The organism is Streptomyces sp. DH12 (genome assembly GCF_020873895.1).
Lineage (GTDB): Bacteria > Actinomycetota > Actinomycetes > Streptomycetales > Streptomycetaceae > Streptomyces.
Map to the genome: position 1 here is coordinate 88,221 of NZ_JAHWGT010000003.1, position 24,565 is coordinate 112,785.

The window sequence follows — 24,565 nt, forward strand, 5'->3', positions numbered from 1 at the left end:
CGCCGCGCCCGGGTCCCCGATCCGCGCCCCGGCCGGCGGGGACGCGGGGAAGCGGGGACGCCCCGCGCCCCGGCCGCGCGTCGTGGCGAACGCCGGGGGAACGCGGGGTGGCGCCCGAGGCCGCCGGCGTCCCCGCGCGTCACGCCGCGGAACCCGGAGTGTCGGCGGGCCGTGGTGTGATGGACGCATGATCGACGACGACCTGCTGGACGACACCGCGTTCCTGTCCGCCGCCGGTGAGGCGGTCCTCGCCGCCGCGGCCGAGGAGGTGACGCCTCGCTGGCGGCGGCTCGCCGCGCACGAGGTGGACGAGAAGGCCGGCCCGCACGACCTGGTGACGGTCGCGGACCGGGCCGCCGAACTCCGGCTGACGGAGTCCCTGACGGCGCTGCTGCCCGGCTCCGTGGTGGTCGGCGAGGAGGGCGTCCACGCCGACCCGGGCCGGTACGACGCCGTGCGCGGCGACGCCCCGGTGTGGATCGTCGACCCGGTCGACGGCACCCGCCAGTTCGTCCGGGGCGAGCCCGGCTTCTGCACCCTCGTCGCCCTCGCCCGGCACGGGCGGCTGCTGGCGTCCTGGACGCACGCGCCGGCGCTCGGCGAGACGGCGGTGGCGGTGCGCGGCCGCGGCGCCCGGCTGAACGGCGCGGAGCTGCGGGCGGGTTCGCCCGCGCCCGGGGCGCCCCTGCGCGTGTCCACGGCCCACCCCGACTACGCCACGCCCGCGCAGGCGCGCGCCATCGCCGGCCTGCGCGTGGCGGGTGTGGAGCCCCGGCCCTGCGGATCGGCGGGCCTCGCGTACCTGTCGGTGGCGCGCGGCGACTGCGACGCCGTCGCGTTCACCTGGGAGTACGCCTGGGACCACGCGGCGGGGCTGCTCCTGGTCGAGGAGGCCGGCGGGGCCCATGTCACGGTCGGCGACGCCCCGTTCCGGGTCACGGGCGGCAACACGCTGCCGTTCACGTGTGCCCGGGACGCGGCGACGGCGGCACGGGTCAGGTCCCTCCTGCGCCCGCAGTGACCGCGGTGGGCCACCGCGCCCGGTGAGCGGCCCTCCACGGGAAGCGGCCCTCCTCGCGGGGCGCGGCCCTCCGCAGCGAGCGGGCCTGCGCGCCGAGCGGCCCTCCGCGGTGCCTATCCTGACTGTTCAGGCCGCCGGCAGACGAAGGAGTGCGAACGTGCCGTCGATGCTCGATGCCGTCGTCGTGGGGGCGGGCCCCAACGGGCTGACCGCCGCGGCCGAACTGGCCCGCCGCGGCTTCTCCGTAGCCGTGTTCGAGGCGAAGGACACCATCGGCGGCGGAGCGCGCACCCAGGAGCTGACCCTGCCCGGCTTCCGGCACGACCCGTGCTCCGCGGTCCACCCGCTGGGCATCGGTTCGCCCGCCTTCCGCGCCATGCCGCTGGACCGCCACGGGTTGGAGTGGCTCCACGCGCCGCTCCCCATGGCGCACCCCTTCGACGACGGCACGGCCGCCGTGCTGTCCCGGTCCGTCGCGGAGACGGCCGCGTCGTTCGGGCCGCGCGACGCCGGGGCCTACCGGCGCCTGGTCGCGCCGTTCGCGGGCCGGTGGGACGCGCTCGCCCGGGACTTCATGTCCCTGCCCCTGACCGCCCTGCCCCGCGACCCGGTCACCCTCGCCCGCTTCGGCCTGGCCGGCCTGCCCCCGTCGACGTGGCTGATGCGCCGCTTCCGCGACGACCGGGCCCGCGCCCTCTTCGCGGGTCTCGTCGCGCATGTCATCGCACCCCTCGACGGGCCGGCGACCGGGGCGATCGGCCTCGTCTTCGCCCTCGCCGCGCACGCCAACGGCTGGCCGCTGCCGCGCGGCGGCTCCCAGGCGATCTCCGACGCCCTGGCCGGCCTCGTGCGGGAGCACGGCGGCGCGATCCACACGGAGTACGAGGTCAAGCGGCTGGACGACCTGCCGCCGGCCCGCGCCTACGTCTTCGACACCTCCCCCACGGCCCTCGCCCGCATCGCCGGACTGGGCGGCCACTACGACGGCTACCGCTACGGCGCCTCCGTCTTCAAGATCGACTACGCGCTGGACGGCCCCGTCCCCTGGACCGCCGAGGAGCCCCGCCGGGCCGGCACCGTCCAGATCGGGCCCGGCAGCCGCGACATCGCCTCCGCCCTGCGCGGCGTCTCCCGCGGCACGGCCCCCGAGGCGCCCTTCCTGATCACCGCCCAGCCGAGCGTGGCCGACCCGGGCCGCGCCCCGGCCGGCAAGCACGTCTTCTGGGCGTACGGACACGTCCCCAACGGCTGGCGGGGAGACCTCACGGACGCGATCGAGCGGCAGATCGAACGCTTCGCGCCGGGCTTCCGCGACCTGGTGCTCGCCCGCGCCACCGCCGGCCCGCCGCAACTGGCCGCGCACAACGCCAACTACGTCGGCGGCGACATCGCCTGCGGCGCCGCCACCGGCCTGCAACTCCTGCTGCGCCCGCGGCTGACGGCGTTCCCGTACAACACGCCGCACCCCGCGGTGTTCCTCTGCTCGTCCGCCACCCCGCCGGGCCCCGGCGTCCACGGCATGTCCGGCCACAACGCCGCCAAGGCGGTCTGGCGGCACCTGCGGCGCGCGCCCCGCTGAGGACGGGGGCGGGTGACAGGATGAGGCCATGACCGCACCGTCCCTGTCCCTCGTCCTCGGCGACATCACCCGCCAGAGCGTCGACGCCGTCGTCAACGCGGCCAACTCCTCGCTGCTGGGTGGCGGGGGAGTCGACGGCGCGATCCACCGGGCGGGCGGCCCGGAGATCCTCGCCGAGTGCCGCCGGCTGCGCGCCTCGCGGTACGGCCGGGGCCTCGCCACCGGTCAGGCGGTGGCCACCACCGCCGGACGGCTCCCGGCCCGCTGGGTCATCCACACCGTCGGACCGGTCTTCTCCGCCGAGGAGGACCGCTCCTCCCTCCTCGCCTCCTGCTACCGGGAGTCGCTGCGCGTCGCGGACGCGCTGGGCGCCCGCACGGTGGCGTTCCCCGCCGTCTCCACCGGCGTCTACGGCTGGCCGATGGACGACGCGGCCCGCATCGCCGTGGCGGCGGTGCGGGCCGCGAGGACCGCCGTGGAGGAGGTCGTCCTCGTCCTCCACGACGAAGCGGCGTACGAGGTGTTCGCCGCGCGGGTGCGCTGACCGCGCCACCGCCCCCCCCGGGAGCCGCCGGCCCGACCGCCGCCGGCCCGACGACCCCCGGCGGTACGAGCCCGGCGTGGGACGAGCCCGGTGGGCGCGCGGTCGGGGCGGGGGGCGGCCGCCGTGCGGGTGCCCGGCGTGCGGGGTGTGCCCGCACGCCGGCGTGCCGGGTCAGAGCGTGGTGTGGGTGGCCCACAGGGCCTTGCCGTCGGGACCGTACATGACGAGGTTGGCGTCGTCCTGGAGCAGCAGGTGGGAGCCGGCGACGAAGGTGCCGGTGTTCCACAGCGCCCCGCCCTGGGTCGGGCCGCCGTCCTTCGCGTACAGGACGAAGTTGCCGTCGGTCTGCATCGTGGCGTAGGCGCCGGGGTGGTACTCGCCGACCGTCCACAGCTGCTTGCCGGTGGCGCGGTCGCGCAGGGAGAGCCGTCCCTGCGCGTCCATGGCCAGGACGGCGCGGGCGCTCTGCGCCCAGGCGCCCGGCATGAGCCGCTTGCCCTCCGTGACCTTGCTGTCGCGCATCCAGGTGTCCGTGTGCCACAGGGCCGCGCCGGCGCCGCCGGTGGTGGAGGGCCCGTACACGACGAGGTTGCCGTCGCTCTGCAGGGAGGCGTACGCGCCCTCGTTGCCGTGCGTGCGGGTGCTCCACAGGGCGCCGCCGGTGCTGGGGCCGCCGTCCTTGCCGTAGACGACGAGGTTGCCGTCGGTCTGCATCACGGCGTACGCGCCGGGGTTGCCGTGTGTGCGGCTTCCCCACAGGGCGGCGCCGGTGTTGTGGTAGGCGACCAGGTTGCCGTCGGTCTGCATGACGACCTTGACGTGGTTGGACGCCAGCATCTGCCCCGGCAGCAGCTTCTGACCGGGCGTCAGCAGAACGGGGCGGTTCGTCGTGGCGGACACCCACATGCCCAGGCCGTCCGTACGGGTCTCGAAGGCGCCCGTGCGCGTGGCGGTGCTGCCGAAGCAACCGCCCTGCCAGGAGCGGCTCGTCACGCCGGCGAGGGTGGGCACGCCGTTCTCGGTGCGCAGCGCGGGACCGCCGGTGTCGCCCTGGCAGACGGACGCGTCGGCGGGCGACTTGGCGGCGATCTCGAGCTCGGTGGCGGTGGTGGCGCCGATGGTGAAGACGGCGGAGTGGAGCCGGTCGGGGACCCAGGTGGTCTTCGTGCGGCCGAAGCCGGCGACCGTCAGCTCATCGCCCGCCGTGGGACCCTGCACGCTCACCTTGACCGGGGTGATCCCGGTGGCGGGCCGGTCCAGACGGGCCATGACGAGGTCGCGGCCGGGGCGCGGCACCAGTTCGACGATGTTCGCGGTGTGCCCGCCGGCGGCGTTCAGGTCGGTCCTGCCCACGGTGACCGTGGTCTTGACGGCCGGCGCGCCGGTGGGGATGTCGATGCTCTGGGCGGGGTTCGGGGCGAAGCAGCTCTTCGCGGTGAGCACCCAGCGCGCGTCGACCAGGGCGCCGGAGCAGGCCCGCGTGTGCGGCTCGTCGCCGATGACGAGGCGGGCGGCGAACGCGTACTGGCCGGCCGGGACCGGCTGGCCCACGGCGGCCTGCGCCGCGCCGGGCGCGAGGAGGGTGGCGCCGAGGGCGGCGCAGGCGGCGAGGACGCCGCCCGGCCGGAGGGCGCGGGGACGGATACGGGACATGGTCTTCCTCGGGGAACGGGTGCCGGCGTGGCCGGCGTCAGCGGCTGGGACGAGAACGGACGGGCCGGTCCTCACGGGATCGGCGCGGGACCGGCTCGGGCCGGCACGCGCTCGCGCGCGGCGGGAGGACCCGCTGCGGCGGCCGGGTGCCGGACCGGGCGGGGGAGCGGGTCAGAAGTACGCGTCCGAGGGCCGCGCGGAGCGGTCCGCGCTGCACGCGGAGCCGTCTGAGGACGGCGCGGATCGGCGCGGACACCGCGCAGAACGGATCATGAGATGCGTCAACTCCCCCCGGACACGACGCGCCGGTCCCCCCGGGCCGGCCGACGATCATTCTTGTCGTCCGCATCCGCTCGCGCAACCGTTCGGGAGGAACGCCGCCCGAACGTGTGGTGTACGCGCCGCGGGTCAGCCGGGCGCGGGCGGCAGCAGTCGTGACACCAGATCGTGCCAGCCGGCCTCCAACCGCTCCAGCGACATGCCGCGCCGGGTGAGGAGGTGCTGCACGAGGCTCGTGTCGAGACTGCCGAGGAGGGTGTGCGCGGCCGGCTCCACGTCGGCGTCCGTACCGGACTGCCGCAGCAGCAGCGTGAGGTGGGTGAGCCGCACGACGCGGGCGGGTACGAGGTACCGGCGCTCGGGGGCGGGCTGGGCGGCCAGGTACAGGTCGAGGTGGTCCTGCTCGTGGCGGAGTACCGCGGGGCCGAACGCGTGCAGCCGCTCGCGGGGCGGGGCGCCGGGGCCGAGCGGTGCGGGGCCCGACATGAACGCGGCCTGGAGCCGCTGCTCCTGGTGGTCCAGGAGCGCGAGCAGCAGTCCGGCCCGGTCGCCGAAGCGGCGGAAGACGGTCCCCTTGCCGACGTCGGCGGCGCAGGCGACGGCGTCCATGGTCACGTTGGCCGCGCCGTGCTCGGCGGCGAGGCGGGCGGCGGCCTCCAGCAGGCGGGCGCGGTTGCGGGCGGCGTCGGCGCGCAGGGGCGGCGGCGCGTCGGCGGGGGTGAGGGACAGCTCCGTGCGTCCGTGCGGGGGCGGAGTGGTCATGGCAGCAGCCTAACGCCGTCGGAAGAAAGTGGACCGTGGTCCGGTTAACTGCTACAACTATAAACGGACCCCGGTCCGGTTAGTCGGAAGCCATTACACCGTCCCCTCCAGGAGTCACCATGTCCGCTCGTATCGTCGCCCTCGTCGGCAGCCTCCGCTCCGGCTCGCACAACCGCCAGCTCGCCGAGGCGGCCGTCGGCCTCGCCCCCGAGGGCGTCACGGTCGAGGTGTACGAGGGCCTCGCCGACGTCCCCTTCTACAACGAGGACATCGACAACGAGGCGGACCTCCCGCGGGCCGCCGCCCGCCTGCGCGCCGCCGCCGCCGACGCGGACGCGCTGCTGCTCTTCACCCCGGAGTACAACGGCACCATGCCGGCCGTCCTGAAGAACGCCATCGACTGGCTGTCCCGCCCCTACGGCGCCGGCGCGCTCCAGGGCAAGCCGGTCGCCGTGATCGGCACCGCCTTCGGCCAGTACGGCGGCGTGTGGGCGCAGACCGAGGCCCGCAAGGCCGTGGGCGTGGCCGGCGGCACGGTGGTGGAGGGTGTCGAGCTCGCCATCCCCGGCTCGGTCACCCGGTTCGCCGAGACCCACCCGTCGGAGGACGCCGAGGTCATGACCGGCCTCTCCGCGGTGCTGACCGGACTGGTCGCCGCGACGGCCGCCGAGGCCACCGCCTGACCGTCCCGCCCCCGGCCCCGGCCGCCCGGTACCGCTCCCCGGACGGCCCCCGGCACGCCCCTCCACGGCGGCCGCCCCGCGCTCCCCGGCGCCGGACGGCCGCCGCGGCGTATCCGAGAGAGCCCCGCGCATCCCCGCGCCCCGCACCGCCCGCCGTCCTCAGCCCCGCCCCTGAACCCAGGGCCCCACCGCCCGCACGGGGGCGCGCCACGCCCCAGGCCGGGGGAGGCTCATGTCGGAAAACCGCCAGCGGTGACCCGCCCCGCTGCCCGATGCTGGGACCATGCACACCGACACCGAGCGCTGCGTACGGGCGGTCCGGTCGAAGGACGCCCGCTTCGACGGCTGGTTCTTCACCGCCGTCCTCACCACCCGCATCTACTGCCGCCCCAGCTGCCCGGTCGTGCCCCCCAAGGCCCGGAACATGGTGTTCTACCCGAGCGCCGCCGCGTGCCAGCAGGCCGGGTTCCGGGCCTGCAAGCGCTGCCGGCCCGACACCAGCCCCGGCTCGCCGGAGTGGGATGTACGGGCCGACGCCGTCGCCCGGGCCATGCGCCTCATCCGCGACGGCGTCGTCGACCGCGAGGGCGTCCCCGGGCTCGCCGCCCGGCTCGGCTACTCCACCCGCCAGATCGAGCGGCAGCTGCGCGCCGAACTGGGCGCCGGGCCACTCGCCCTCGCCCGCGCCCAGCGCGCGCAGACCGCCCGCGTCCTCATCGAGACCACGGCCATGCCCATGGCGGACGTCGCCTTCGCCGCCGGGTTCTCCTCCGTGCGCACCTTCAACGAGACGGTCCGCGAGGTGTACGCCCTCGCCCCCGGCGAACTGCGCGCCCGCGCCACCGGCCCCCGCGCCACCCCCTCGCCCACCCCCGGCGTCATCGCCCTGCGACTGCCCTACCGCACCCCCCTCGACCCCTCCAACCTCTTCGGGCACCTCGCCGCCACCGCCGTCCCCGGGGTCGAGGAGTGGCGCGACGGCGCGTACCGGCGCACCCTCGCCCTGCCGAGCGGGCCCGGCATCGTCTCCCTCGCCCCGGCCGCCGACCACATCGCCTGCCGGCTGCTCCTCACCGACCCGCGCGACCTCTCCCACGCCATCAGCCGCTGCCGCTGGCTGCTCGACCTCGACGCCGACCCCGTCGCCGTGGACGAGCAGCTGCGCGCCGACCCGCTGCTCGCCCCGCTCGTCGACGGGGCGCCCGGCCGCCGCGTGCCCCGCACCGTCGACCCCGCCGAGTTCGCCGTCCGCGCCGTCCTCGGCCAGCAGGTCTCCACGGCGGCCGCCCGCACCCACGCCGGGCGCCTGGTGACCGCGCACGGCACGCCCGTCGAGGACCCCGAGGGCGGGCTCACGCACCTCTTCCCCGCACCGGGGGCGCTCGCCGCGCTCGACCCCGAGGCACTCGCCCTGCCGCGCGCCCGCCGCACCACGCTCACCACCCTCGTCGGCGCCCTCGCCGACGGCACTCTGCGGCTCGGCCTGGACACCGACTGGGACGAGGCCCGCGCCCGTCTCCTCGCCCTGCCCGGCCTGGGCCCCTGGACCGTCGAGGCCATCGCCATGCGCGGCCTCGGCGACCCCGACGCCTTCCTCCCCACCGACCTCGGCGTCCGCCGGGCCGCCGCCGGCCTCGGCCTGCCGTCCACCCCCGCCGCGCTCACGGCCCGCGCCGCCGCCTGGCGCCCCTGGCGGGCCTACGCCGTCCAGTACCTCTGGGCGACCGACAGCCATCCGATCAACCACCTCCCGTCCTGAGGAAGCCCGCATGCACCGGCAGCACACCGTCGTCGACAGCCCCTACGGCCCGCTCACCCTCGTCGCCACCGACGGGGTCCTCAGCGGGCTGTACATGACCGACCAGCGCCACCGGCCCGCCGACGAGACCTTCGGCGACCCCGACCCGCGCCCCTTCACCGAGGCCGTCCGCCAGCTCGACGCCTACCACGCCGGCGAGCTGACCGCCTTCGACCTGCCCCTGCACCTGGCTGGCACGCCGTTCCAGCGCCGCGTCTGGGACGAGCTGCGGAGGATCCCCTACGGCGAGACCCGCACCTACGGCGACCTCGCCCGGACCCTCGGCGCGCCGCGGGCGTCCCGCGCGGTGGGCCTCGCCAACGGCCGCAACCCCGTCGGCATCATCGTCCCCTGCCACCGGGTGATCGGCGCGAGCGGCAGCCTGACCGGCTACGGCGGCGGCCTCGACCGCAAGCGCCGACTGCTCGCCTTCGAAAGCGGCGCCCGCGCCGGCGCACTCTTCTGAGCCATGCTGTCCGCGCCCCGAGACGAACGCCCCCGCCCGGGGCGGTCAGAGGCGTTCGAGCAGCTCCGGCAGCGCCGTGCCGATCGGTTCGCGCACCACCTCGTCGGCGAGCGCGTCGTACGGGGTGGCCTCGGCGTTCACCACGACGAGCCGCGCCCCGTGGTCGGCGGCGACCCGCACCAGCGACGCGGCCGGCTGGACCCGCAGCGACGAACCCACCGCGAGGAACACGTCGCAGGCGGAGGCGACCGCCACCGCCTCGCCCAGCACCGCCGGGTCCAGCCGCTCGCCGAACATCACCGTCGCCGACTTCAGGATCCCCCCGCACGCCCGGCACTCCGGGTCGTCCTCGCCCGCCGCCACGCGCTCCAGCGCGGCGGCCATCGGGGACCGGGCGCCGCAGCCCGTGCACAGCGCGGTCCGTGCCGAACCGTGCAGCTCGACCACCTTGCGCTCCGGCACGCCGGCCAGCTGGTGCAGCCCGTCGACGTTCTGCGTCAGCACCCGCACGGCGAAGCCCGGCCTGCGTTCCAACCCGGCGACGGCCAGGTGCGCGGCGTTCGGGCGCGCTCGCAGGACGGGACCGTCCAGGCGCATCCGCCAGGCGCGCCGCCGGATCTCCGGATCCGCCATGTAGTACGCGTACGTGACCAGCTTCTCGGCCTCCGGGTCGCGCCGCCACAGCCCGTCGGGGCCCCGGTAGTCGGCGATCCCCGAGTCGGTGGAGACCCCGGCGCCGGTGAGGAAGGCGACCGTCGTCATACGCCGAGCGTACGCAGCGGTTCCCCCGAGGGGCCAGTGGGCGCCCGCACCACCCTGTAGGGTCCCGGCCATGGCCAAGGTGACAGTGAGTCTGGACGCGGAACTCGTCGTGGAAGTCATGGTGCTGGCGGGCGTCGGCAGCCCGCAGGACGCCGTCGAACTCGTCGTGCGCGACTACATCCAGCGCGGGCACCGCACGGAGGAGCGGGTGGTGCGCGAGGACACCGCGCGGGTCCCGGAGCCCAAGCCGCAGGACCACCACCACGGCTGACCCGGCCGGCGGCACCCCCGGCCCCGGCCGAGGTCAGGACACGGGACGGCCGTTCTCCAGCTCGACGGGCCCCCGCCCCGCTTCCAGGGCGTCCAGCGCCGCCGCCACCCGCGAGGCGAGCGCGCCGAGCAGGTGGTCCCCGATCTCCTCGCGCGGCACCAGCCGCCAGGAGAGCAGCTCCGTCTCCTGGAGGCGGATCCGCCCGAACGACTCCGCGTCGAGGACGCCGCCGTCGTACACGTACGCGACCAGCGGCGGCCTGCCCGGGCCCAGCACCCAGTCGACGGCCAGGAGGGGACCGGGCGGCACGTCCAGTCCGATCTCCTCCAGCGTCTCGCGGCGGGCCGCCCGGCGGGGCGTCTCGTCCGAGTCGGACTCGATCGTCCCGCCGGGCAGGGCCCATCCCTCGCGGTAGTTCGGCTCGACGAGCAGGACGCGCCCCATCGGGTCGCGCACCAGAGTGGCGGCGCCCGCGAGCACCTTGGGCAGCCCGGCGATGTACGTGGCGTAGTCGGTCGTGGTCATACCGGCCAGCCTAGGGGGGTGTCTCGTCGATCATGCCGGTCTCCCGACGCCCGGTGCCGCGCCTCGCCGCGTTGTCGTCGGTCGCCGATGCTCCGCATCGGCTCCCTCCTCCGCCTTGCGATCCACGACACCGGACGCCGCTCGCTGATCCGGCCTGATCGACGAGACACCCCCTAGGGGGCGCCGGGACCGGCCCGGCCCGGCTGGGCACACCGCCGGGACCGCCCGGACGCCCCGGACCGACCGCGCCCGGCCGGCCACACGACCAGGGCGGGCCCTACGGCGTCCCCGTATCGTCACCCTCGACCTCCGAGCGCGACCGCGCCGCCCGGCGCAGCCGGTGGTGGCGGGTCGCGCCCTGCTCCGTGACCGCGTCGCCGACCATCGTCCGCACGACGTCCCGCAGCCCGTGCAGTGCCTGGTGGCGGACCGAGCCGGCCCCCGGATCCTCGCGCAGCTCCCGCACCAGCGCCCAGCACAGGCACAGCATCACCACGACGAACGGCAGCGCCACCAGGATCGTCGCCGTCTGGAGCGAGTTCAGCCCGCCGACCACCAGCAGCACCGCCGCGACGGACGCCATCAGCACGCCCCACCCGACCACCAGCCAGGTCGGCGGGTGCAGCGCGCCCCGGCTGCTGAGCGAGCCCATCACCAGGGACGCGGAGTCGGCGCTCGTCACGAAGTACGTCATCACCAGCACCATCGCCACGACCGCCGTGACCGCACCGCCCGGCAGCGCGTCGAGCATCGCGAAGAGCGACGCCTCGGCGCCGTCCTTGACCGCGCCGGCCAGGTCCGCCGCGCCGGTCGACTCCAGCCGCAGCGCCGAACCGCCCATCACGCAGAACCAGAACACCGTGGCGCCGCTCGGCACCAGCAGCACCCCGACGAGGAACTCGCGGATCGTCCGGCCGTGCGAGATACGGGCGATGAACGTGCCCACGAACGGCGCCCACGACAGCCACCAGGCCCAGTAGAAGATCGTCCACGAGCCCAACCACGTGTGGTCCGAGAACGCGCCCGTCCGGCTCGCCATCGGCAGCAGGTTGTCCAGGAAGCCACCGACCGACGCCGGGATCGTGTCCAGGATGTAGACGGTGGGCCCGACGAGGAAGACGAACGCCATGAGCGCGGCCGCCAGCACGATGTTGAGCGTCGACAGCCACTTGATGCCCCGGTGCAGCCCGGAGAACGCCGACAGCACGAACGCCGTCGACAGCACCAGGATCACGAGCAGCTGGGTCGAGCGGTTCGCCGTGACGCCCGCCGTCAGGTCCAGCCCCTCCGCCACCTGCAGCGCGCCCAGCCCGAGGCTCGTCGCGGTGCCGAACACCGTCGCGAGCACGGCGAGCAGGTCGATCAGCCGACCCGGCCAGCCGTTCGCGCGGCGCGTCCCGATCAGCGGGACGAACGCCGCGCTCAGCCGGGTGCCGCGGCCCTTGCGGAAGGCCGCGTACGCCAGGGCGAGCCCGGCGATGCCGTAGATCGCCCACGGGGTCAGCGTCCAGTGGAAGAACGAGTACTCCATCGCCGTGCGGGCCGCTTCGGCCGACTCGGCGCGCACCCCGCTCGCGGGCGGCGGGGCCAGGTAGTGCGTGAGCGGTTCCCCGACCCCGTAGAACATCAGGCCGATGCCCATGCCGGCGCTGAACATCATCGCGATCCAGGCGAGGTTGCCGAACTCCGGCTCCGCGTCGTCCGCGCCCAGCCGGATCCGGCCGAACCTGCTGAACGCGATGACGAGGCAGAGGACCAGGAAGACGTCGGCGGCGACGACGAACAGCCACCCGAAGTCGTCCAGCACCCACGACAGGGCGGCGGCGGACGCGCTGTCGAAGGAGTCCCCCCACAGCCAGGCCCACACCACCACGCACAGGACGGCCGTGAAGCCGATGCCCACCAGCGCGAGGTCCGGCGCGCTCTTCACCGGGGCGCCCGGGGGAGCGCCGGACGGGGATTGATCGATCGGTTCCGTGCTCATGATCCAAGACTATGGGCCCACGGCGGGGGCCCCGGTGGGGTGGCACGCCGTCCGACGCTCCGGATAGGGTCGGCAGCGGCGCGACTGCCTGTTCGATAGCAAGGGATGCAAGGTGACGGACGGAGCAGTTACTGAGGCCGCGCACGTGCTCGTCGCGGCCGACAAGTTCAAAGGGTCGCTCACGGCCGTACAGGTCGCCGAGCGCGTGACCGCGGGGATCCTGCGCGTCGTCCCGGACGTCCGGGTCGAGGCGCTGCCCGTCGCGGACGGCGGCGACGGCACGGTCGCCGCGGCGGTGGCCGCCGGGTTCGAGCGGCGCGAACTGCGCGTGACCGGCCCGCTCGGCGAGCCGGTGACGGCGGCCTTCGCGCTGCGCGGCACCACCGCGGTCGTGGAGATGGCGGAGGCGTCGGGCCTCCAGCTGCTGCCCGACGGCGTCTTCGCCCCGCTCGCGGCCACCACCCACGGCTCCGGCGAGCTGCTGCGCGCGGCGCTCGACGCGGGCGCCCGCACGATCGTCTTCGGCGTCGGCGGCAGCGCCACCACCGACGGCGGCGCCGGCATGCTCACCGCGCTCGGCGCGCGCTTCCTCGACGGCGACGGCCGGCCCGTCGGCCCGGGTGGCGGCGGTCTGCGCGACCTGGTGACCGCCGACCTGTCCGGGCTGGACCCGCGCTTCGCCGAGGTGGACCTGGTCCTCGCCAGCGACGTGGACAACCCGCTCACGGGCCCGAAGGGCGCGCCCGCGGTCTTCGCCCCGCAGAAGGGCGCCACCGAGCAGGACGTGGAGGTCCTCGACGCCGCGCTCACGCACTACGTCGCTGTCTTGGAGAAGGCGATCGGCCCGCGCGCGGCGGAGGCCGCCGCCTCGCCGGGTGCCGGCGGTGCGGGCGGCATCGGCTACGGGGCGCTCGTCGGCCTCGGGGCGAGCTTCCGCCCCGGCATCGAGCTGATGCTGGACATCCTCGGCTTCACCGACGCCCTGGGGCGCGCCACGCTCGTCATCACCGGCGAGGGCTCGCTCGACGAGCAGACCCTGCACGGCAAGGCGCCCGCGGGCGTCGCCGCCGCGGCCCGCGCGGCCGACGTCGACGTCGTGGCCGTCTGCGGCCGCCTGGCGCTGCCGCCCGAGGCCCTGGGCCGGGCCGGCATCCGCCGGGCGTACGCGCTGACCGACCTGGAGCCGGACACGGCCCGGTGCATCGCCGAGGCGGGCCCGCTCCTGGAGCGGCTGGCGTCCCGGCTCGCCGAGGACTTCCTCCGCTGACCGCCCTCTCCTGACCGCCCGGCTCCGGCCGCCCACCCCTGCCGGCCGTCCGGGCTGCCCGCCCCGCCGGGTCGCGCACTCCGTGCGCGGCTCACCGCGGGGCGGCGGCGCCGGGGAGCTCCCCGTCATCCGGGCGCAACACCCGGCTGCCACGATCCGATCATGGACACGGACCGGGACACCACCGCGTCGGGCGGGTACGCCCGCACGGACACGCACACAGGCGGCGGGAACGGCGGGGACGCCGGCACCGCCGGGCACACGGCCCCGGGCGGGGACGCCCGCACCGGTGAGCGGGACATCCGGATCGGTCCGCTCACCGGCGACCGCGTGCGCGCGGAGGCCGGCGGCGCGCTGTCCGCCCTGCTGCGGGACGCCGTGCACCACGGGGCGTCCGTCGGGTTCCTCGCGCCGCTGGAGGCCGCCGAGGCGGCCGCCTGGTGGCGCCGTGCCGCGGCGGAGGCCGACACGGGCGCCAGAACCATCTGGGCGGCCCGCGGCGCCGACGGTGAGCTGCTGGGGGTGGTGTCGCTGGTGCGGGCGGCCCCGTCCAACCAGCGGCACCGCGGCGACGTCTCCAAGCTGCTCGTCCACACCTCGGCGCGCGGCCGGGGCGTCGGGCGGCGGCTGCTGGCGGCCGTCGAGGCCGGGGCGGCCGAAGCGGGGCTCACGCTGCTGGTCCTGGACACCGAGACGGGCAGCCCGGCGGAGGGGCTCTACCGCTCCGCCGGCTGGACCCGCGCGGGCACCGTACCCGGATACGCGACCGACCCGGCCGGGGTGCCGCGCGCCACCGCGTACTACTACAAGGCGCTCGACTGAGCCCGCAGCCCGCAGCCCGCAGCCCGCAGCCCGAGGCCCAGCAGCCCCAGGCCCCCCGCCCGGAACCCGGACGGCGGCCGGCAGCCCGCAGCCGGCGAGGGTCCCAGGTGGACGGGTCAGGAGCCCGCACACGGCGAGGGGCCCGGGTGCGTCCCACGCACCCGGGCCCCTCGAAACCGATCCCGTCCGCTACGGCAGCTGCGCCGCCCGCGCCTCCCGGCTCTCACGCCGGTTGTCGCGGAAGGTGTTCACCCGCCGCGCCGTCGCGAAGAGCGGGATCACCGCGCCCAGCACGACCTGGAGCGCGCAGCCGGTCTGGAGCAGCAGCTGCCCGCCCGGGGCCTCGAAGGCCCACGCGGCCAGCAGGCCCATCGCACCGACGATCCAGCTGAGCATCGCCACCGCGAGGATGCCCCGCGGCTTGGGGTACTCGACCCGGCTGACCATGAGCCACGCCGTACCGATGATCGCCAGCAGCGTCGGGATGAACGGCAGCTCCAGCAGCACGATCGACACGATCGTCAGCGCCCCGAAGGGGCTCGGCATGCCCTGGAACATGCCGTCCTTCATGGTCACGCAGGAGAATCTGGCGAGCCGCAGCACCACCGCCAGCAGCACCACGATGGCCGCCACCGCGGAGACCCGCTGGTGGGCGTCGTCCGCCACCATCCCGTAGACGAGCACGAAGTACGCCGGGGCCAGACCGAAGCTGATCAGGTCCGACAGGTTGTCCAGCTCGGCGCCCATCGGGGACGAGCGGAGCTTGCGCGCCACGAGCCCGTCGAAGAGGTCGAAGACGGCCGCGCAGAGCATGAGGATCACGGCGGTCGCGGCGGAGTGCCGCGCCATGCCGGTCTCCTCGCTGCCCACGAGGTGCGGGATGAGGATCCCGGTGGTGGTGAAGTACACCGCCATGAAACCGCAGGTGGCGTTACCCAGCGTGAGCGTGTCCGCTATCGACAGGCGGAGCGACAGCGGCATCTCCTCCTGCTCCTCCTCGGCGGAGGTCTGCAGCTCGCCCTCGGCGACCCAGCCGGTCGGCCTCTCAGGGTCAATCACGGTCAATGCGAGTCACCCCCGCAGTCGTGGTCTGACCGACCTCGACGGCGACGTCCACACCTTCCGGGAGGTAGATGTCGACCCGCGAGCCGAAGCGGATCAGACCGATCCGGTCGCCCTGCTCCACCTTGGCGCCCTGCGACAGGTAGGGGACGATGCGCCGCGCCACGGCACCGGCGATCTGCACCATCTCGATGTCGCCGAGCTCGGTGTCGAAGTGCCAGACGACGCGCTCGTTGTTCTCGCTCTCCTTGTTGAACGCCGGCACGAACCCGCCGGGGATGTGTTCGACGGAGGTGACCGTGCCCGCGAGGGGGGCGCGGTTGACGTGGACGTTCAGGGGGCTCATGAAGATGGCGACCCTGGTGCGCCCGTCCTTCCACGGCATGATGCTCTGCACCACCCCGTCGGCGGGCGAGATGACCCTGCCCTGCGCGATCTCGCGCTCGGGGTCGCGGAAGAACCACAGCATGCCCGCCGCGAGTGCGGTGGTGGGCACAGCGATGGCCGCGGCGCGCTTGGAACGGCGCGAGCGGGCAAGACTGAGTGCAGCGGTGGCGACGGTCGGCAGGAGCCACGGCGATGCTCCGCGCGCGAGGCGTACGCCGGTGCGGCTGTCGCGAGGTGCAGAGGTTTGGCTGTGGGGCATGGATGACCTTCGTAGCGGATGAGGCCGCGCTCGGGAACGGGGGGACGGCGGCTTTCTGGCGATGCTATCGGTTGCGGGCCGCAACTGGGCAAGCCAGAAGCCGAGTCGACGACCGGAAGAAGATGACTGGGTGTGATCTTCTTCGCGGTCCATTACCGTCGAAAACCCCTGTAAGCCCGACAATCAGCCCTGGACCCGGTACTCCTCCAGCAGCCGGCGGCCGATGATCATCTTCTGGATCTCGGCCGTGCCTTCGCCGATCAGGAGCATCGGCGCCTCACGGTACAGGCGCTCGATCTCGTACTCCTTGGAGAACCCGTATCCACCGTGGATACGGAAGGCGTCCTCCACGACCTCCTTGCAGTACTCGGAGGCCAGGTACTTGGCCATGCCCGCTTCGAGGTCGTTTCGCTCCCCGGAGTCCTTTTTGCGAGCTGCGTTCACCATCATGGCATGAGCGGCCTCCACCTTGGTAGCCATTTCGGCCAGTTTGAACTGGATGGCCTGGTGCTGGGCGATCGGCTTGCCGAAGGTGTGGCGCTGCTGGGCGTACCCGACGCCCAGCTCGAAGGCGCGTTGTGCGACGCCACAGCCCCGCGCCGCGACGTTGACCCGGCCGACCTCGACGCCGTCCATCATTTGGTAAAACCCTCGGCCGGTGACCCCGCCCAGGACCCGATTGGCCGGAATGCGCAGCCCGTCCATGATCAGTTCGGTGGTGTCGACCCCCTTGTACCCCATCTTGTCGATCTTCCCGGGGATGGTGAGGCCGGGCCGGACCTCGCCGAAGCCGGGCTCCTTCTCCACCAGGAAGGTCGTCATCGACCGGTGCGGGGCCGTGCCCTCGGGGTGTCCTTCGTCACTGCGGACCAGCACGGCGACGAGCGTGGACGTGCCGCCGTTCGTCAGCCACATCTTCTGGCCGTTCAGGACGTACTCGTCGCCGTCCCGCACCGCCTTCGACGTGATGGCCGACACGTCCGAGCCCAGGGCGGGCTCCGACATCGAGAACGCGCCGCGCACCTCGCCGGCCGCCATCCGCGGCAGGAAGGCGTCCTTCTGCTCCTGGGTGCCGTGCTGCTTGAGCATGTACGCCACGATGAAGTGCGTGTTGATGATGCCCGACACGGACATCCAGCCGCGGGCGATCTCCTCCACGCACAGCGCGTACGTCAGGAGCGACTCGCCCAGGCCCCCGTACTCCTCCGGGATCATCAGGCCGAACAGGCCGAGCTCCTTGAGCCCGTCCACGATCTCCTGCGGGTACTCGTCCCGGTGCTCCAGCTCCGTCGCGACCGGGATGATCTCCTTGTCGACGAACTCCCGGACCGTCGAGACGATCTCCTGCTGGACGTCCGTGAGGCCGGCGGTCTGCGCGAGTCGGGCCATGGCTACTTCTCCTGCGCCTTCGGTTCCGGGCGGCCGGGCTGCTCGCCGCCGCGCTCCTTGATGTACGTCTCGGTGGGCACCATCACCTTGCGGCGGAACACGCACACGAGCGTGCCGTCCTGCTTGTAGCCCTTGGTCTCGACGTACACGATCCCGCGGTCGTTCTTCGACCTGGACGGGGTCTTGTCGAGGACGGTGGTCTCGCCGTAGATGGTGTCACCGTGGAACGTCGGCGCCACGTGGCGCAGCGACTCGATCTCCAGGTTGGCGATCGCCTTGCCGGAGACGTCCGGCACGGACATGCCCAGCAGCAGGGAGTAGACGTAGTTCCCCACGACGACGTTCCTGCCGAAGTCCGTCGTCTTCTCCGCATAGTTGGTGTCCATGTGGAGCGGGTGGTGGTTCATGGTGAGGAGGCAGAAGAGGTGGTCGTCGTACTCGGTGACCGTCTTCCCGGGCCAGTGCTTGTAGACCGCCCCGACCTCGAACTCCTCGTAGGTGCGTCCGAACTGCATGGTCCTACGCCTCCGGGGCTTCGAACGTGCTGGTGCGCCGCATGCCGGCGGCCCGTCCCTTGCCGGCGATGACCAGCGCCATCTTCCGGCTGGCCTCGTCGATCATCTCGTCGCCGAGCATCGCCGAGCCCTTCTTGCCGCCCGCCTCGGACGTGCAGTAGTCGTACGCGTCGAGGATCAGCTCGGCGTGGTCGTAGTCCTCCTGCGAGGGGGAGAACACCTCGTTGGCGGCCTCGACCTGGCCGGGGTGCAGCACCCATTTGCCGTCGAAGCCCAGCGCGGCCGCGCGGCCCGCGACGGCGCGGAAGCCGTCCACGTTCTTGATCTGCAGGTAGGGGCCGTCGATCGCCTGGAGGTCGTTGGCGCGGGCCGCCATCAGGATCTTCATCAGGATGTAGTGGTAGGCGTCCGCCGGGTAACCGGGCGGCTGCTCGCCGACCACCAGGGACTTCATGTTGATCGACGCCATGAAGTCGGCCGGGCCGAAGATGATCGTCTCGATGCGCGGCGACGCCTGGGCGATCTCGTTGACGTTGTTCAGGCCCCGGGCGTTCTCGATCTGCGCCTCGATGCCGATCCGGCCGACCTCGAAGCCCATCGTCTTCTCGATCTGCGTCAGCAGCAGGTCCAGCGCGACGACCTGGGCGGCGTCCTGCACCTTGGGCAGCATGATGCAGTCCAGGTTCGGGCCCGCGCCCTCGACGACCGTGACGACGTCCCGGTACGTCCAGTGGGTCGTCCAGTCGTTCACCCGTACGACCCTGGTCTTGCCCGTCCAGTCGCCCTCGTTGAGGAACTTCACGATGGTGTGCCGGGCGTCCGGCTTGGCGAGGGGCGCGCAGGCGTCCTCCAGGTCCAGGAACACCTGGTCGGCCGGGAGGCCCTGGGCCTTCTCCAGGAACCGGGGGTTGGAGCCGGGCACCGCCAGGCAGGAGCGGCGCGGGCGCAGCCGGTTCACGGAGCCGGCGGGGGTGGTCGCGGTCATGCGGGGACCTCCGTGCTTGCAGGGGTTGCGGGGTGTGCGGGGTTGTCGAGCGGTTCGAGCTTGTTGGCCTTGCGGATCTCGTCGACGATACGGCCGATGATCTCCGTGATGCCGAAGTCCTTCGGCGTGAAGACGGCGGCCACGCCCGCGCGCCGCAGCTCGGCGGCGTCGGCGCCCGGGATGATCCCGCCGACGACGACGGGGATGTCCGCGGCGCCGGCCTCCCGGAGCCTGACCAGCACGTCGGGCACCAGCTCGGCGTGCGAGCCGGACAGGATGGAGAGTCCCACGCAGTGCACGTCCTCGGCGAGCGCGGCGTCGACGATCTGCTCCGGGGTGAGCCGGATGCCCTGGTAGACCACCTCGAACCCGGCGTCGCGGGCCCGTACGGCGATCTGCTCGGCGCCGTTGGAGTGCCCGTCCAGGCCCGGCTTGCCGACCAGCAGCCGCAGCCGTCCCGAGCCCAGGTCGTCGGCGGTCCGCGTGACCTTGTCCCGGACGGCCGCGAGCGGGGTGCCCGCCTCGGCCGCCACCGCGAGCGGGGCGGACGAGACGCCGGTCGGCGCGCGGAACTCGCCGAACACGTCCCGCAGCGCCCAGGCCCACTCCCCGGTGGTGACCCCCGCACGGGCGCAGTCCAGGGTGGCGGCGAAGAGGTTGCCGTCCCCGGCGGCCGTCGCCTTGAGGGTGGCGAGCGCCTCCTGCGCGCGGGCCTCGTCGCGGTTGTCGCGCCACTCGTGCAGCGCCGCGACGACCCGTGCCTCGTTCGCCGGGTCCACGGTCTGGATGGCGGTGTCCAGATCCGCGGTGAGCGGGTTCGGCTCGGTCGACTCGAAGCAGTTCACACCGACGATCTTCTCCTCGCCGGCCTCGATCCGGGCCCGCCGCTCGGCGTGCGAGGAGACGAGCTGCGACTTGAGGTAGCCGGACTCGACGGCGGCCATCGCACCGCCCATCTCCTGGATCCGGTCGATCTCCGCCAGGCACTCGTCGACCAGGGAGCCCACCTTCGCCTCGACGACGTGCGAGCCCTCGAAGATGTCCTCGTACTCCAGCAGGTCGCTCTCGTGCGCCAGGACCTGCTGGATGCGCAGCGACCACTGCTGGTCCCAGGGGCGGGGCAGGCCCAGCGCCTCGTTCCACGCCGGCAGCTGGACGGCCCGCGCGCGGGCGTCCTTGGACAGCGTCACGGCGAGCATCTCCAGGACGATCCGCTGGACGTTGTTCTCCGGCTGCGCCTCGGTGAGACCGAGCGAGTTGACCTGCACCCCGTAGCGGAAGCGCCGCTGCTTGGGGTTCTCGATGCCGTACCGCTCCCGCGTGACCTTGTCCCAGATGCGGCCGAAGGCGCGCATCTTGCACATCTCCTCGACGAAGCGGACGCCCGCGTTCACGAAGAAGGAGATGCGCGCGACCACGTCGCCCCGCCGCTCCTCGGGGACCTGCCCGGAGGCGAACACCGCGTCGAGGACGGCGATGGCCGTCGACATCGCGTACGAGATCTCCTGGACCGGTGTGGCGCCCGCCTCCTGCAGGTGGTAGCTGCAGATGTTGATCGGGTTCCACTTGGGGAGGTGGTTCACCGTGTAGGTGATCATGTCGGTGGTCAGCCGCAGCGACGGACCGGGCGGGAAGACGTGCGTCCCGCGCGACAGGTACTCCTTCACGATGTCGTTCTGCGTCGTCCCCTGGAGCCGGGAGATGTCGGCGCCCTGCTCCTCCGCCACCACCTGGTAGAGCGCCAGCAGCCACATGGCCGTGGCGTTGATGGTCATGGACGTGTTCATCTGCTCCAGGGGGATGTCCTGGAACAGCCGCCGCATGTCCCCGAGGTGGGAGACCGGCACGCCGACCCGGCCGACCTCGCCGCGGGCGAGGACGTGGTCGGGGTCGTAGCCGGTCTGTGTGGGCAGGTCGAACGCGACCGACAGACCGGTCTGCCCCTTGGCCAGGTTGCGCCGGTACAGCTCGTTGGACGCCTCGGCGGTCGAGTGACCGGCGTACGTCCGCATGAGCCAGGGCCGGTCCTTCTGACGCTCTGTCATGACGCTGGTGTCGCCTCTCGGACGTTCCGGTCAGATGTTCCGGAAGCGGTTGATGGCGTCGAGGTGCTTGGCGCGCATCTCCGGGTCGCGGACGCCCATGCCCTCCTCGGGGGCCAGGCAGAGCACGCCGACCTTGCCCTGGTGGAGGTTGCGGTGGACGTCGTACGTGGCCTGGCCGGTGTCCTGGAGCGAGTAGACCTTCGACAGGGTGGGGTGGATCTTGCCCTTGGCGATCAGGCGGTTGGCCTCCCACGCCTCGCGGTAGTTGGCGAAGTGCGAGCCGATGATCCGCTTCAGCGACATCCACAGGTAGCGGTTGTCGTACTCGTGCATGTAGCCCGAGGTCGAGGCGCAGGTGGTGATGGTGCCGCCCTTGCGGGTGACGTAGACGGAGGCGCCGAAGGTCTCGCGGCCGGGGTGCTCGAAGACGATGTCGATGTCCTCGCCGCCGGTGAACTCGCGGATGCGCTTGCCGAAGCGCTTCCACTCCTTGGGGTCCTGGGTGTGCTCGTCCTTCCAGAACCGGTAGCCCTCGGCGTTCCGGTCGATGATCGCCTCGGCGCCCATGGACCGGCAGATGTCCGCCTTCTGGTCGCTGGAGACGACGCAGATCGGGTTGGCGCCGCCGGCCAGCGCGAACTGGGTGGCGTACGAGCCGAGGCCGCCGCTGGCGCCCCAGATGAGCACGTTGTCGCCCTGCTTCATGCCGGCGCCGTTGCGGGAGACCAGCTGGCGGTAGGCGGTGGAGTTGACCAGGCCCGGGGCCGCGGCCTCCTCCCAGCTGAGGTGGCCCGGCTTGGGCATCAGCTGGTTCGACTTGACCAGCGCGATCTCGGCGAGGCCGCCGAAGTTCGTCTCGAAGCCCCAGATGCGCTGCTCGGGGTCGAGCATCGTGTCGTTGTGGCCGTCCGAGGACTCCAGCTCGACCGACAGGCAGTGCGCGACGACCTCGTCGCCGGGCTGCCAGGCGTTGACGCCGGGGCCGGTGCGCAGCACGACGCCGGCCAGGTCGGAGCCGATGATGTGGTACGGCAGGTCGTGGCGCTTGGTGAGCTCGGAGAGCCGGCCGTAGCGCTCCAGGAAGCCGAACGTCGACAGCGGCTCGAAGATCGAGGTCCAGACCGAGTTGTAGTTGACCGAGCTGGCCATGACGGCGACGAGCGCCTCGCCCGGGCCCAGCTCCGGCAGCGGCACCTGGTCCAGGTGGAGGGACTTGCGGGGGTCCTTCTCCCGGGTGGTCAGGCCCTCGAACATCTCGGTCTCGTCCTTGTGGACGGTGACGGCGCGGTACGACTCGGGCAGGGGAAGGGCGGCGAAGTCGGCGGACGTCGTGTCCGGGGACTGGATCGCGTCCAGGATTTCCTTCACGGTGGTGCCTCCGGCGATGCGTGCGTCTCGGGGACGCTGAAGGGGGTACGTCGGGGTGCTGCTGTGGAGGTGTGCCGTCGGTTCGGCCGGTGGTGCTCGGCGGCGCGGGGTGCTGCGCGGAAGTGCCTGTGACGCAGGCGTCCGGGCGCGCGGCCCCGGGAAGGGCCGCGGGGACAGCCGGCGTACGAGAAGGTCTCTGCACGCCGGCCGCCCGGACGACATCAACGTATGGCACCGCGTGCCAGCTGACAAGACACTGCGTGCCAACAATTTCTCTCACTTGTCATCCGCGCGACACGGATGAGCGGCAACGGCCGCCCCATGAGGAGCGGCCGTCACAGCGTGTGTTCGATTGTGTGGGATCGTGTCAGCGCGGGTCGCGGGCCTCCGGAGCGGCGGCGCGGCGCCGGACGACCAGCAGCACGCCCGCGGCCGTCAGCGCGGCGGCGACGCCGAGCAGGACCGGGGCATTCCCCGTGCCGGTGGCGGCGAGCGAACCCGAGGACGGCACGGCCGCGGCCGTGGTGGGCGCCGTGGTGGGCGCCGCGACGGGGGAGGAGGTCGCGGTGGGGTTCGGGGACGGGGTCGCGCTCGGGGACGGGCCCGCGGTCGCGGCCGCCGTGGCGGTCACCGAGAGGAAGGCGACCTTCGTGCGGTGGGAGCCCTCGTACGGGCCGGGCGTCGGGTGGAACACGACGCCCTTCGCCCCGTCGAGGACCTGGGTGGGCCGCAGCGCGAACGAGAACAGCCGCCGTCCGCCCGGGGCCAGGCCGGCCGGATCCGTGCAGCGGTGGACCGTCCCGGTCGGCACCGGGGCGGCGTCGCCGGGATGGTCGCCGAACGTGGGCCGGACGTCCGTGGTGCGCCAGGGCAGCGCCCGCTCCGGGCGGCACCGGGGGTCGGGCCGGACGACCTCCACGCCGCGCGGCACCTCGACCAGCACGGACGGAGCGGCGAGGGGCGCCCCACCGCGGTTCTCCACGCCGACCCGGGCCGTGACCTCCCGGCCGACCTCCGTACGGACGGAGGCCCCCACGGCCGCGCCGTCCGCGGCGTGCTCCCCGCGCACGGAGACCACCGGCGGCACGTCCGCGGTGTACGCGTCGACCGGCACCGGGACGCGCGGCGGCAGGGGCGAGGTGGCGGGGACGAGGACGAGCGGGGCGGAACGGCCGGCCACCCCCTTCCCCGCGGGCGCGCCCACCGACGCGGTCAGTTGGACGCGGCCGTGCTCGGCGAGCCCCGCCATGGCCACCGAGAGGCCGGGCGCGGTGCGGTACGTGGCGCCCGGCTCGACGGCCGTGGCGAACTCGCAGCTCATGCCGGTCCGCGCGGACGCCGGGTCCTTGGGGTCCTTGGTGGTGTAGCGGCAGTTGCGGTGGTCGCCCGGGAAGACGACGGTCTCGTCGCCGTCGAAGCCGTCGGCGGTGAGCGTGACCCGGCCCAGCGGCCGGGCGCCGGTGTTGGTGAGGACGAAGGGAAGCGCCGCCCGGCCGCCCGGCGGGACGGTGAGCGACGGCGGGTCGGGGAAGCCGCCGAGGACCACCCGGTCGCGGTCGGCGACGGTGATGGGCAGCTCGGTGGGGGCCGTGAGCGCCGGGCGGGCGTTGTCCGCGCGGACGGTCGCCCGGACGAGGCCGCGGGCGCCCGCCGCGGTGCCGAGCTTCGGCCGGACGAGGAACGGGACGTACGCCTCGGGGTCGCCGGAGCCGTCCGGCATCGTGACGGGGCAGGTCGCGAGCGTGCCGGCGACCCGGCACTCCGAACGGAACCGGAACTCCGCCACGTCCGCCGCGCCGCCGAAGTCGACGGTGATCTCGGCGCCGGTGACGCGTGCGCCGTCCGGCCGCTGGCCCGACAGCGAGAACTGGTGGGTCAGGAAGTGCGCCTCGGTGAGCGCCCCGGCGGGCCGCGGCAGAGCGCCGGGGGAGAGGAAGCCGACCTCGATGACGGCCGGGGGCGCCTCCTCGGCCAGGGCGGGCGCGGCGGCGGCGCTCGCGCCGGCCGCGAGGAGCACGGCCAGCGCCGCGCCGCCGCCGGCGGCGCGGCGTAGGGGGAGGGGCGGGAGAAGGGTCATCCGAGCACGGGTCCTTTCGGGAACTGACGACCGCCGGGACCGCTTGTCACCGTCCGGTCCCC

Annotated in this window: 22 protein-coding genes; 9 read left to right on the forward strand and 13 right to left on the reverse strand. The window is 74.0% G+C overall.

Annotated elements, in window-relative coordinates:
• Positions 1-187 precede the first annotated feature (187 nt).
• From LPA54_RS03580 to LPA54_RS03590, 3 genes are all read left to right on the forward strand, one after another.
• The gene (locus tag LPA54_RS03580; protein WP_228973620.1) at positions 188-1,021 is read left to right on the forward strand and encodes an inositol monophosphatase family protein; all 834 of its coding nucleotides are present in this window, start codon (positions 188-190) and stop codon (positions 1,019-1,021) included.
• 157 nt (positions 1,022-1,178) lie between these two features.
• Positions 1,179-2,600, forward strand: a complete 1,422-nt coding sequence (locus LPA54_RS03585; RefSeq protein ID WP_228973622.1) for an NAD(P)/FAD-dependent oxidoreductase — start codon at positions 1,179-1,181, stop codon at positions 2,598-2,600.
• Positions 2,601-2,628: 28 nt separating this feature from the next.
• Positions 2,629-3,144, forward strand: coding sequence for an O-acetyl-ADP-ribose deacetylase (locus LPA54_RS03590; protein WP_228973624.1), 516 nt, complete (start codon positions 2,629-2,631; stop codon positions 3,142-3,144).
• 171 nt (positions 3,145-3,315) lie between these two features.
• Here the strand turns inward: LPA54_RS03590 and LPA54_RS03595 are convergent, their stop codons facing one another.
• Both LPA54_RS03595 and LPA54_RS03600 read right to left on the reverse strand, forming a co-directional pair.
• Entirely contained in the window at positions 3,316-4,797 is a 1,482-nt protein-coding gene (locus LPA54_RS03595; protein WP_228973627.1) for a trypsin-like serine protease, read from the reverse strand.
• Positions 4,798-5,205: 408 nt separating this feature from the next.
• Positions 5,206-5,838 (reverse strand): TetR/AcrR family transcriptional regulator, encoded by a 633-nt coding sequence (locus LPA54_RS03600; RefSeq protein ID WP_228973628.1) that lies wholly within the window; start codon positions 5,836-5,838, stop codon positions 5,206-5,208.
• Positions 5,839-5,957: 119 nt separating this feature from the next.
• On the opposite strand from LPA54_RS03600, the gene LPA54_RS03605 reads away from it, so the two are divergent.
• The 3 genes from LPA54_RS03605 (at position 5,958) to LPA54_RS03615 (ending at position 8,785) form a co-directional block, all read left to right on the forward strand.
• Positions 5,958-6,521, forward strand: a complete 564-nt coding sequence (locus tag LPA54_RS03605; RefSeq protein WP_228973630.1) for an NAD(P)H-dependent oxidoreductase — start codon at positions 5,958-5,960, stop codon at positions 6,519-6,521.
• A 283-nt stretch (positions 6,522-6,804) separates the two neighbouring features.
• The gene (locus LPA54_RS03610; protein WP_228973631.1) at positions 6,805-8,280 is read left to right on the forward strand and encodes a DNA-3-methyladenine glycosylase 2; all 1,476 of its coding nucleotides are present in this window, start codon (positions 6,805-6,807) and stop codon (positions 8,278-8,280) included.
• Between the two features lie 10 nt (positions 8,281-8,290).
• Positions 8,291-8,785 (forward strand): methylated-DNA--[protein]-cysteine S-methyltransferase, encoded by a 495-nt coding sequence (locus LPA54_RS03615; RefSeq protein WP_228973632.1) that lies wholly within the window; start codon positions 8,291-8,293, stop codon positions 8,783-8,785.
• Positions 8,786-8,830: 45 nt separating this feature from the next.
• Here LPA54_RS03615 and LPA54_RS03620 read toward each other — a convergent pair whose 3' ends face one another.
• Positions 8,831-9,547: a Sir2 family NAD-dependent protein deacetylase gene (locus tag LPA54_RS03620; protein WP_228973634.1), complete on the reverse strand. Its 717-nt coding sequence runs from the start codon at positions 9,545-9,547 to the stop codon at positions 8,831-8,833.
• 70 nt (positions 9,548-9,617) lie between these two features.
• On the opposite strand from LPA54_RS03620, the gene LPA54_RS03625 reads away from it, so the two are divergent.
• Positions 9,618-9,818 (forward strand): type II toxin-antitoxin system VapB family antitoxin, encoded by a 201-nt coding sequence (locus tag LPA54_RS03625; protein ID WP_228973637.1) that lies wholly within the window; start codon positions 9,618-9,620, stop codon positions 9,816-9,818.
• 33 nt (positions 9,819-9,851) lie between these two features.
• Here the strand turns inward: LPA54_RS03625 and LPA54_RS03630 are convergent, their stop codons facing one another.
• Together LPA54_RS03630 and LPA54_RS03635 are read right to left on the reverse strand one after the other, a co-directional pair.
• Complete coding sequence (locus LPA54_RS03630; RefSeq protein ID WP_228973640.1) at positions 9,852-10,343, reverse strand: NUDIX hydrolase; 492 nt, start codon at positions 10,341-10,343, stop codon at positions 9,852-9,854.
• A 277-nt stretch (positions 10,344-10,620) separates the two neighbouring features.
• Complete coding sequence (locus tag LPA54_RS03635; protein ID WP_228973642.1) at positions 10,621-12,327, reverse strand: BCCT family transporter; 1,707 nt, start codon at positions 12,325-12,327, stop codon at positions 10,621-10,623.
• Positions 12,328-12,439: 112 nt separating this feature from the next.
• Between LPA54_RS03635 and LPA54_RS03640 the strand changes: the two genes are divergently transcribed.
• Together LPA54_RS03640 and LPA54_RS03645 are read left to right on the forward strand one after the other, a co-directional pair.
• Positions 12,440-13,594 carry a glycerate kinase gene (locus LPA54_RS03640; protein WP_228973644.1) on the forward strand — a complete coding sequence of 385 codons (1,155 nt, stop codon included), beginning with the start codon at positions 12,440-12,442 and terminating at the stop codon, positions 13,592-13,594.
• A 162-nt stretch (positions 13,595-13,756) separates the two neighbouring features.
• Positions 13,757-14,416, forward strand: coding sequence for a GNAT family N-acetyltransferase (locus tag LPA54_RS03645; RefSeq protein ID WP_306806452.1), 660 nt, complete (start codon positions 13,757-13,759; stop codon positions 14,414-14,416).
• 189 nt (positions 14,417-14,605) lie between these two features.
• Here the strand turns inward: LPA54_RS03645 and pssA are convergent, their stop codons facing one another.
• The 8 genes from pssA to LPA54_RS03685 form a co-directional block, all read right to left on the reverse strand.
• A complete protein-coding gene (pssA, locus tag LPA54_RS03650) occupies positions 14,606-15,481 on the reverse strand; it encodes a CDP-diacylglycerol--serine O-phosphatidyltransferase (protein WP_228973646.1) in 876 nt (291 codons plus the stop codon).
• Positions 15,468-16,124, reverse strand: a complete 657-nt coding sequence (locus LPA54_RS03655) for a phosphatidylserine decarboxylase (protein WP_058940172.1) — start codon at positions 16,122-16,124, stop codon at positions 15,468-15,470. Before LPA54_RS03655 ends, pssA begins: the two co-directional genes overlap by 14 nt.
• A 183-nt stretch (positions 16,125-16,307) precedes the next feature.
• Positions 16,308-17,513, reverse strand: a complete 1,206-nt coding sequence (locus LPA54_RS03660; protein WP_228973648.1) for an acyl-CoA dehydrogenase family protein — start codon at positions 17,511-17,513, stop codon at positions 16,308-16,310.
• 2 nt (positions 17,514-17,515) lie between these two features.
• On the reverse strand, positions 17,516-18,028 hold the full coding sequence (locus tag LPA54_RS03665) for a MaoC family dehydratase (protein WP_228973650.1): 513 nt from the start codon (positions 18,026-18,028) through the stop codon (positions 17,516-17,518).
• 4 nt (positions 18,029-18,032) lie between these two features.
• The gene (locus LPA54_RS03670) at positions 18,033-19,013 is read right to left on the reverse strand and encodes a CoA ester lyase (protein WP_228973652.1); all 981 of its coding nucleotides are present in this window, start codon (positions 19,011-19,013) and stop codon (positions 18,033-18,035) included.
• On the reverse strand, positions 19,010-21,058 hold the full coding sequence (locus tag LPA54_RS03675) for a protein meaA (protein WP_228973653.1): 2,049 nt from the start codon (positions 21,056-21,058) through the stop codon (positions 19,010-19,012). Before LPA54_RS03675 ends, LPA54_RS03670 begins: the two co-directional genes overlap by 4 nt.
• A gap of 30 nt (positions 21,059-21,088) precedes the next feature.
• On the reverse strand, positions 21,089-22,426 hold the full coding sequence (gene ccrA / locus LPA54_RS03680) for a crotonyl-CoA carboxylase/reductase (protein ID WP_228973654.1): 1,338 nt from the start codon (positions 22,424-22,426) through the stop codon (positions 21,089-21,091).
• Positions 22,427-22,793: 367 nt separating this feature from the next.
• Entirely contained in the window at positions 22,794-24,503 is a 1,710-nt protein-coding gene (locus tag LPA54_RS03685; RefSeq protein WP_228973656.1) for a hypothetical protein, read from the reverse strand.
• Between the last annotated feature and the right edge of the window lie 62 nt (positions 24,504-24,565).

Excerpts from the sequence above, each read along its gene's own strand:
- LPA54_RS03655 (WP_058940172.1), bottom strand. The coding sequence starts at position 16,124 with ATGCCCCACAGCCAAACCTCTGCACCTCGCGACAGCCGCACCGGCGTA.
- LPA54_RS03665 (WP_228973650.1), bottom strand. The coding sequence starts at position 18,028 with ATGCAGTTCGGACGCACCTACGAGGAGTTCGAGGTCGGGGCGGTCTAC.
- LPA54_RS03645 (WP_306806452.1), top strand. The coding sequence starts at position 13,757 with ATGGACACGGACCGGGACACCACCGCGTCGGGCGGGTACGCCCGCACG.
- LPA54_RS03605 (WP_228973630.1), top strand. The coding sequence starts at position 5,958 with ATGTCCGCTCGTATCGTCGCCCTCGTCGGCAGCCTCCGCTCCGGCTCG.
- LPA54_RS03595 (WP_228973627.1), bottom strand. The coding sequence starts at position 4,797 with ATGTCCCGTATCCGTCCCCGCGCCCTCCGGCCGGGCGGCGTCCTCGCC.
- LPA54_RS03685 (WP_228973656.1), bottom strand. The coding sequence starts at position 24,503 with ATGACCCTTCTCCCGCCCCTCCCCCTACGCCGCGCCGCCGGCGGCGGC.
- LPA54_RS03620 (WP_228973634.1), bottom strand. The coding sequence starts at position 9,547 with ATGACGACGGTCGCCTTCCTCACCGGCGCCGGGGTCTCCACCGACTCG.
- LPA54_RS03615 (WP_228973632.1), top strand. The coding sequence starts at position 8,291 with ATGCACCGGCAGCACACCGTCGTCGACAGCCCCTACGGCCCGCTCACC.
- LPA54_RS03580 (WP_228973620.1), top strand. The coding sequence starts at position 188 with ATGATCGACGACGACCTGCTGGACGACACCGCGTTCCTGTCCGCCGCC.
- LPA54_RS03670 (WP_228973652.1), bottom strand. The coding sequence starts at position 19,013 with ATGACCGCGACCACCCCCGCCGGCTCCGTGAACCGGCTGCGCCCGCGC.
- LPA54_RS03625 (WP_228973637.1), top strand. The coding sequence starts at position 9,618 with ATGGCCAAGGTGACAGTGAGTCTGGACGCGGAACTCGTCGTGGAAGTC.
- LPA54_RS03590 (WP_228973624.1), top strand. The coding sequence starts at position 2,629 with ATGACCGCACCGTCCCTGTCCCTCGTCCTCGGCGACATCACCCGCCAG.
- LPA54_RS03635 (WP_228973642.1), bottom strand. The coding sequence starts at position 12,327 with ATGAGCACGGAACCGATCGATCAATCCCCGTCCGGCGCTCCCCCGGGC.
- LPA54_RS03660 (WP_228973648.1), bottom strand. The coding sequence starts at position 17,513 with ATGGCCCGACTCGCGCAGACCGCCGGCCTCACGGACGTCCAGCAGGAG.
- LPA54_RS03630 (WP_228973640.1), bottom strand. The coding sequence starts at position 10,343 with ATGACCACGACCGACTACGCCACGTACATCGCCGGGCTGCCCAAGGTG.
- LPA54_RS03675 (WP_228973653.1), bottom strand. The coding sequence starts at position 21,058 with ATGACAGAGCGTCAGAAGGACCGGCCCTGGCTCATGCGGACGTACGCC.
- LPA54_RS03610 (WP_228973631.1), top strand. The coding sequence starts at position 6,805 with ATGCACACCGACACCGAGCGCTGCGTACGGGCGGTCCGGTCGAAGGAC.
- LPA54_RS03600 (WP_228973628.1), bottom strand. The coding sequence starts at position 5,838 with ATGACCACTCCGCCCCCGCACGGACGCACGGAGCTGTCCCTCACCCCC.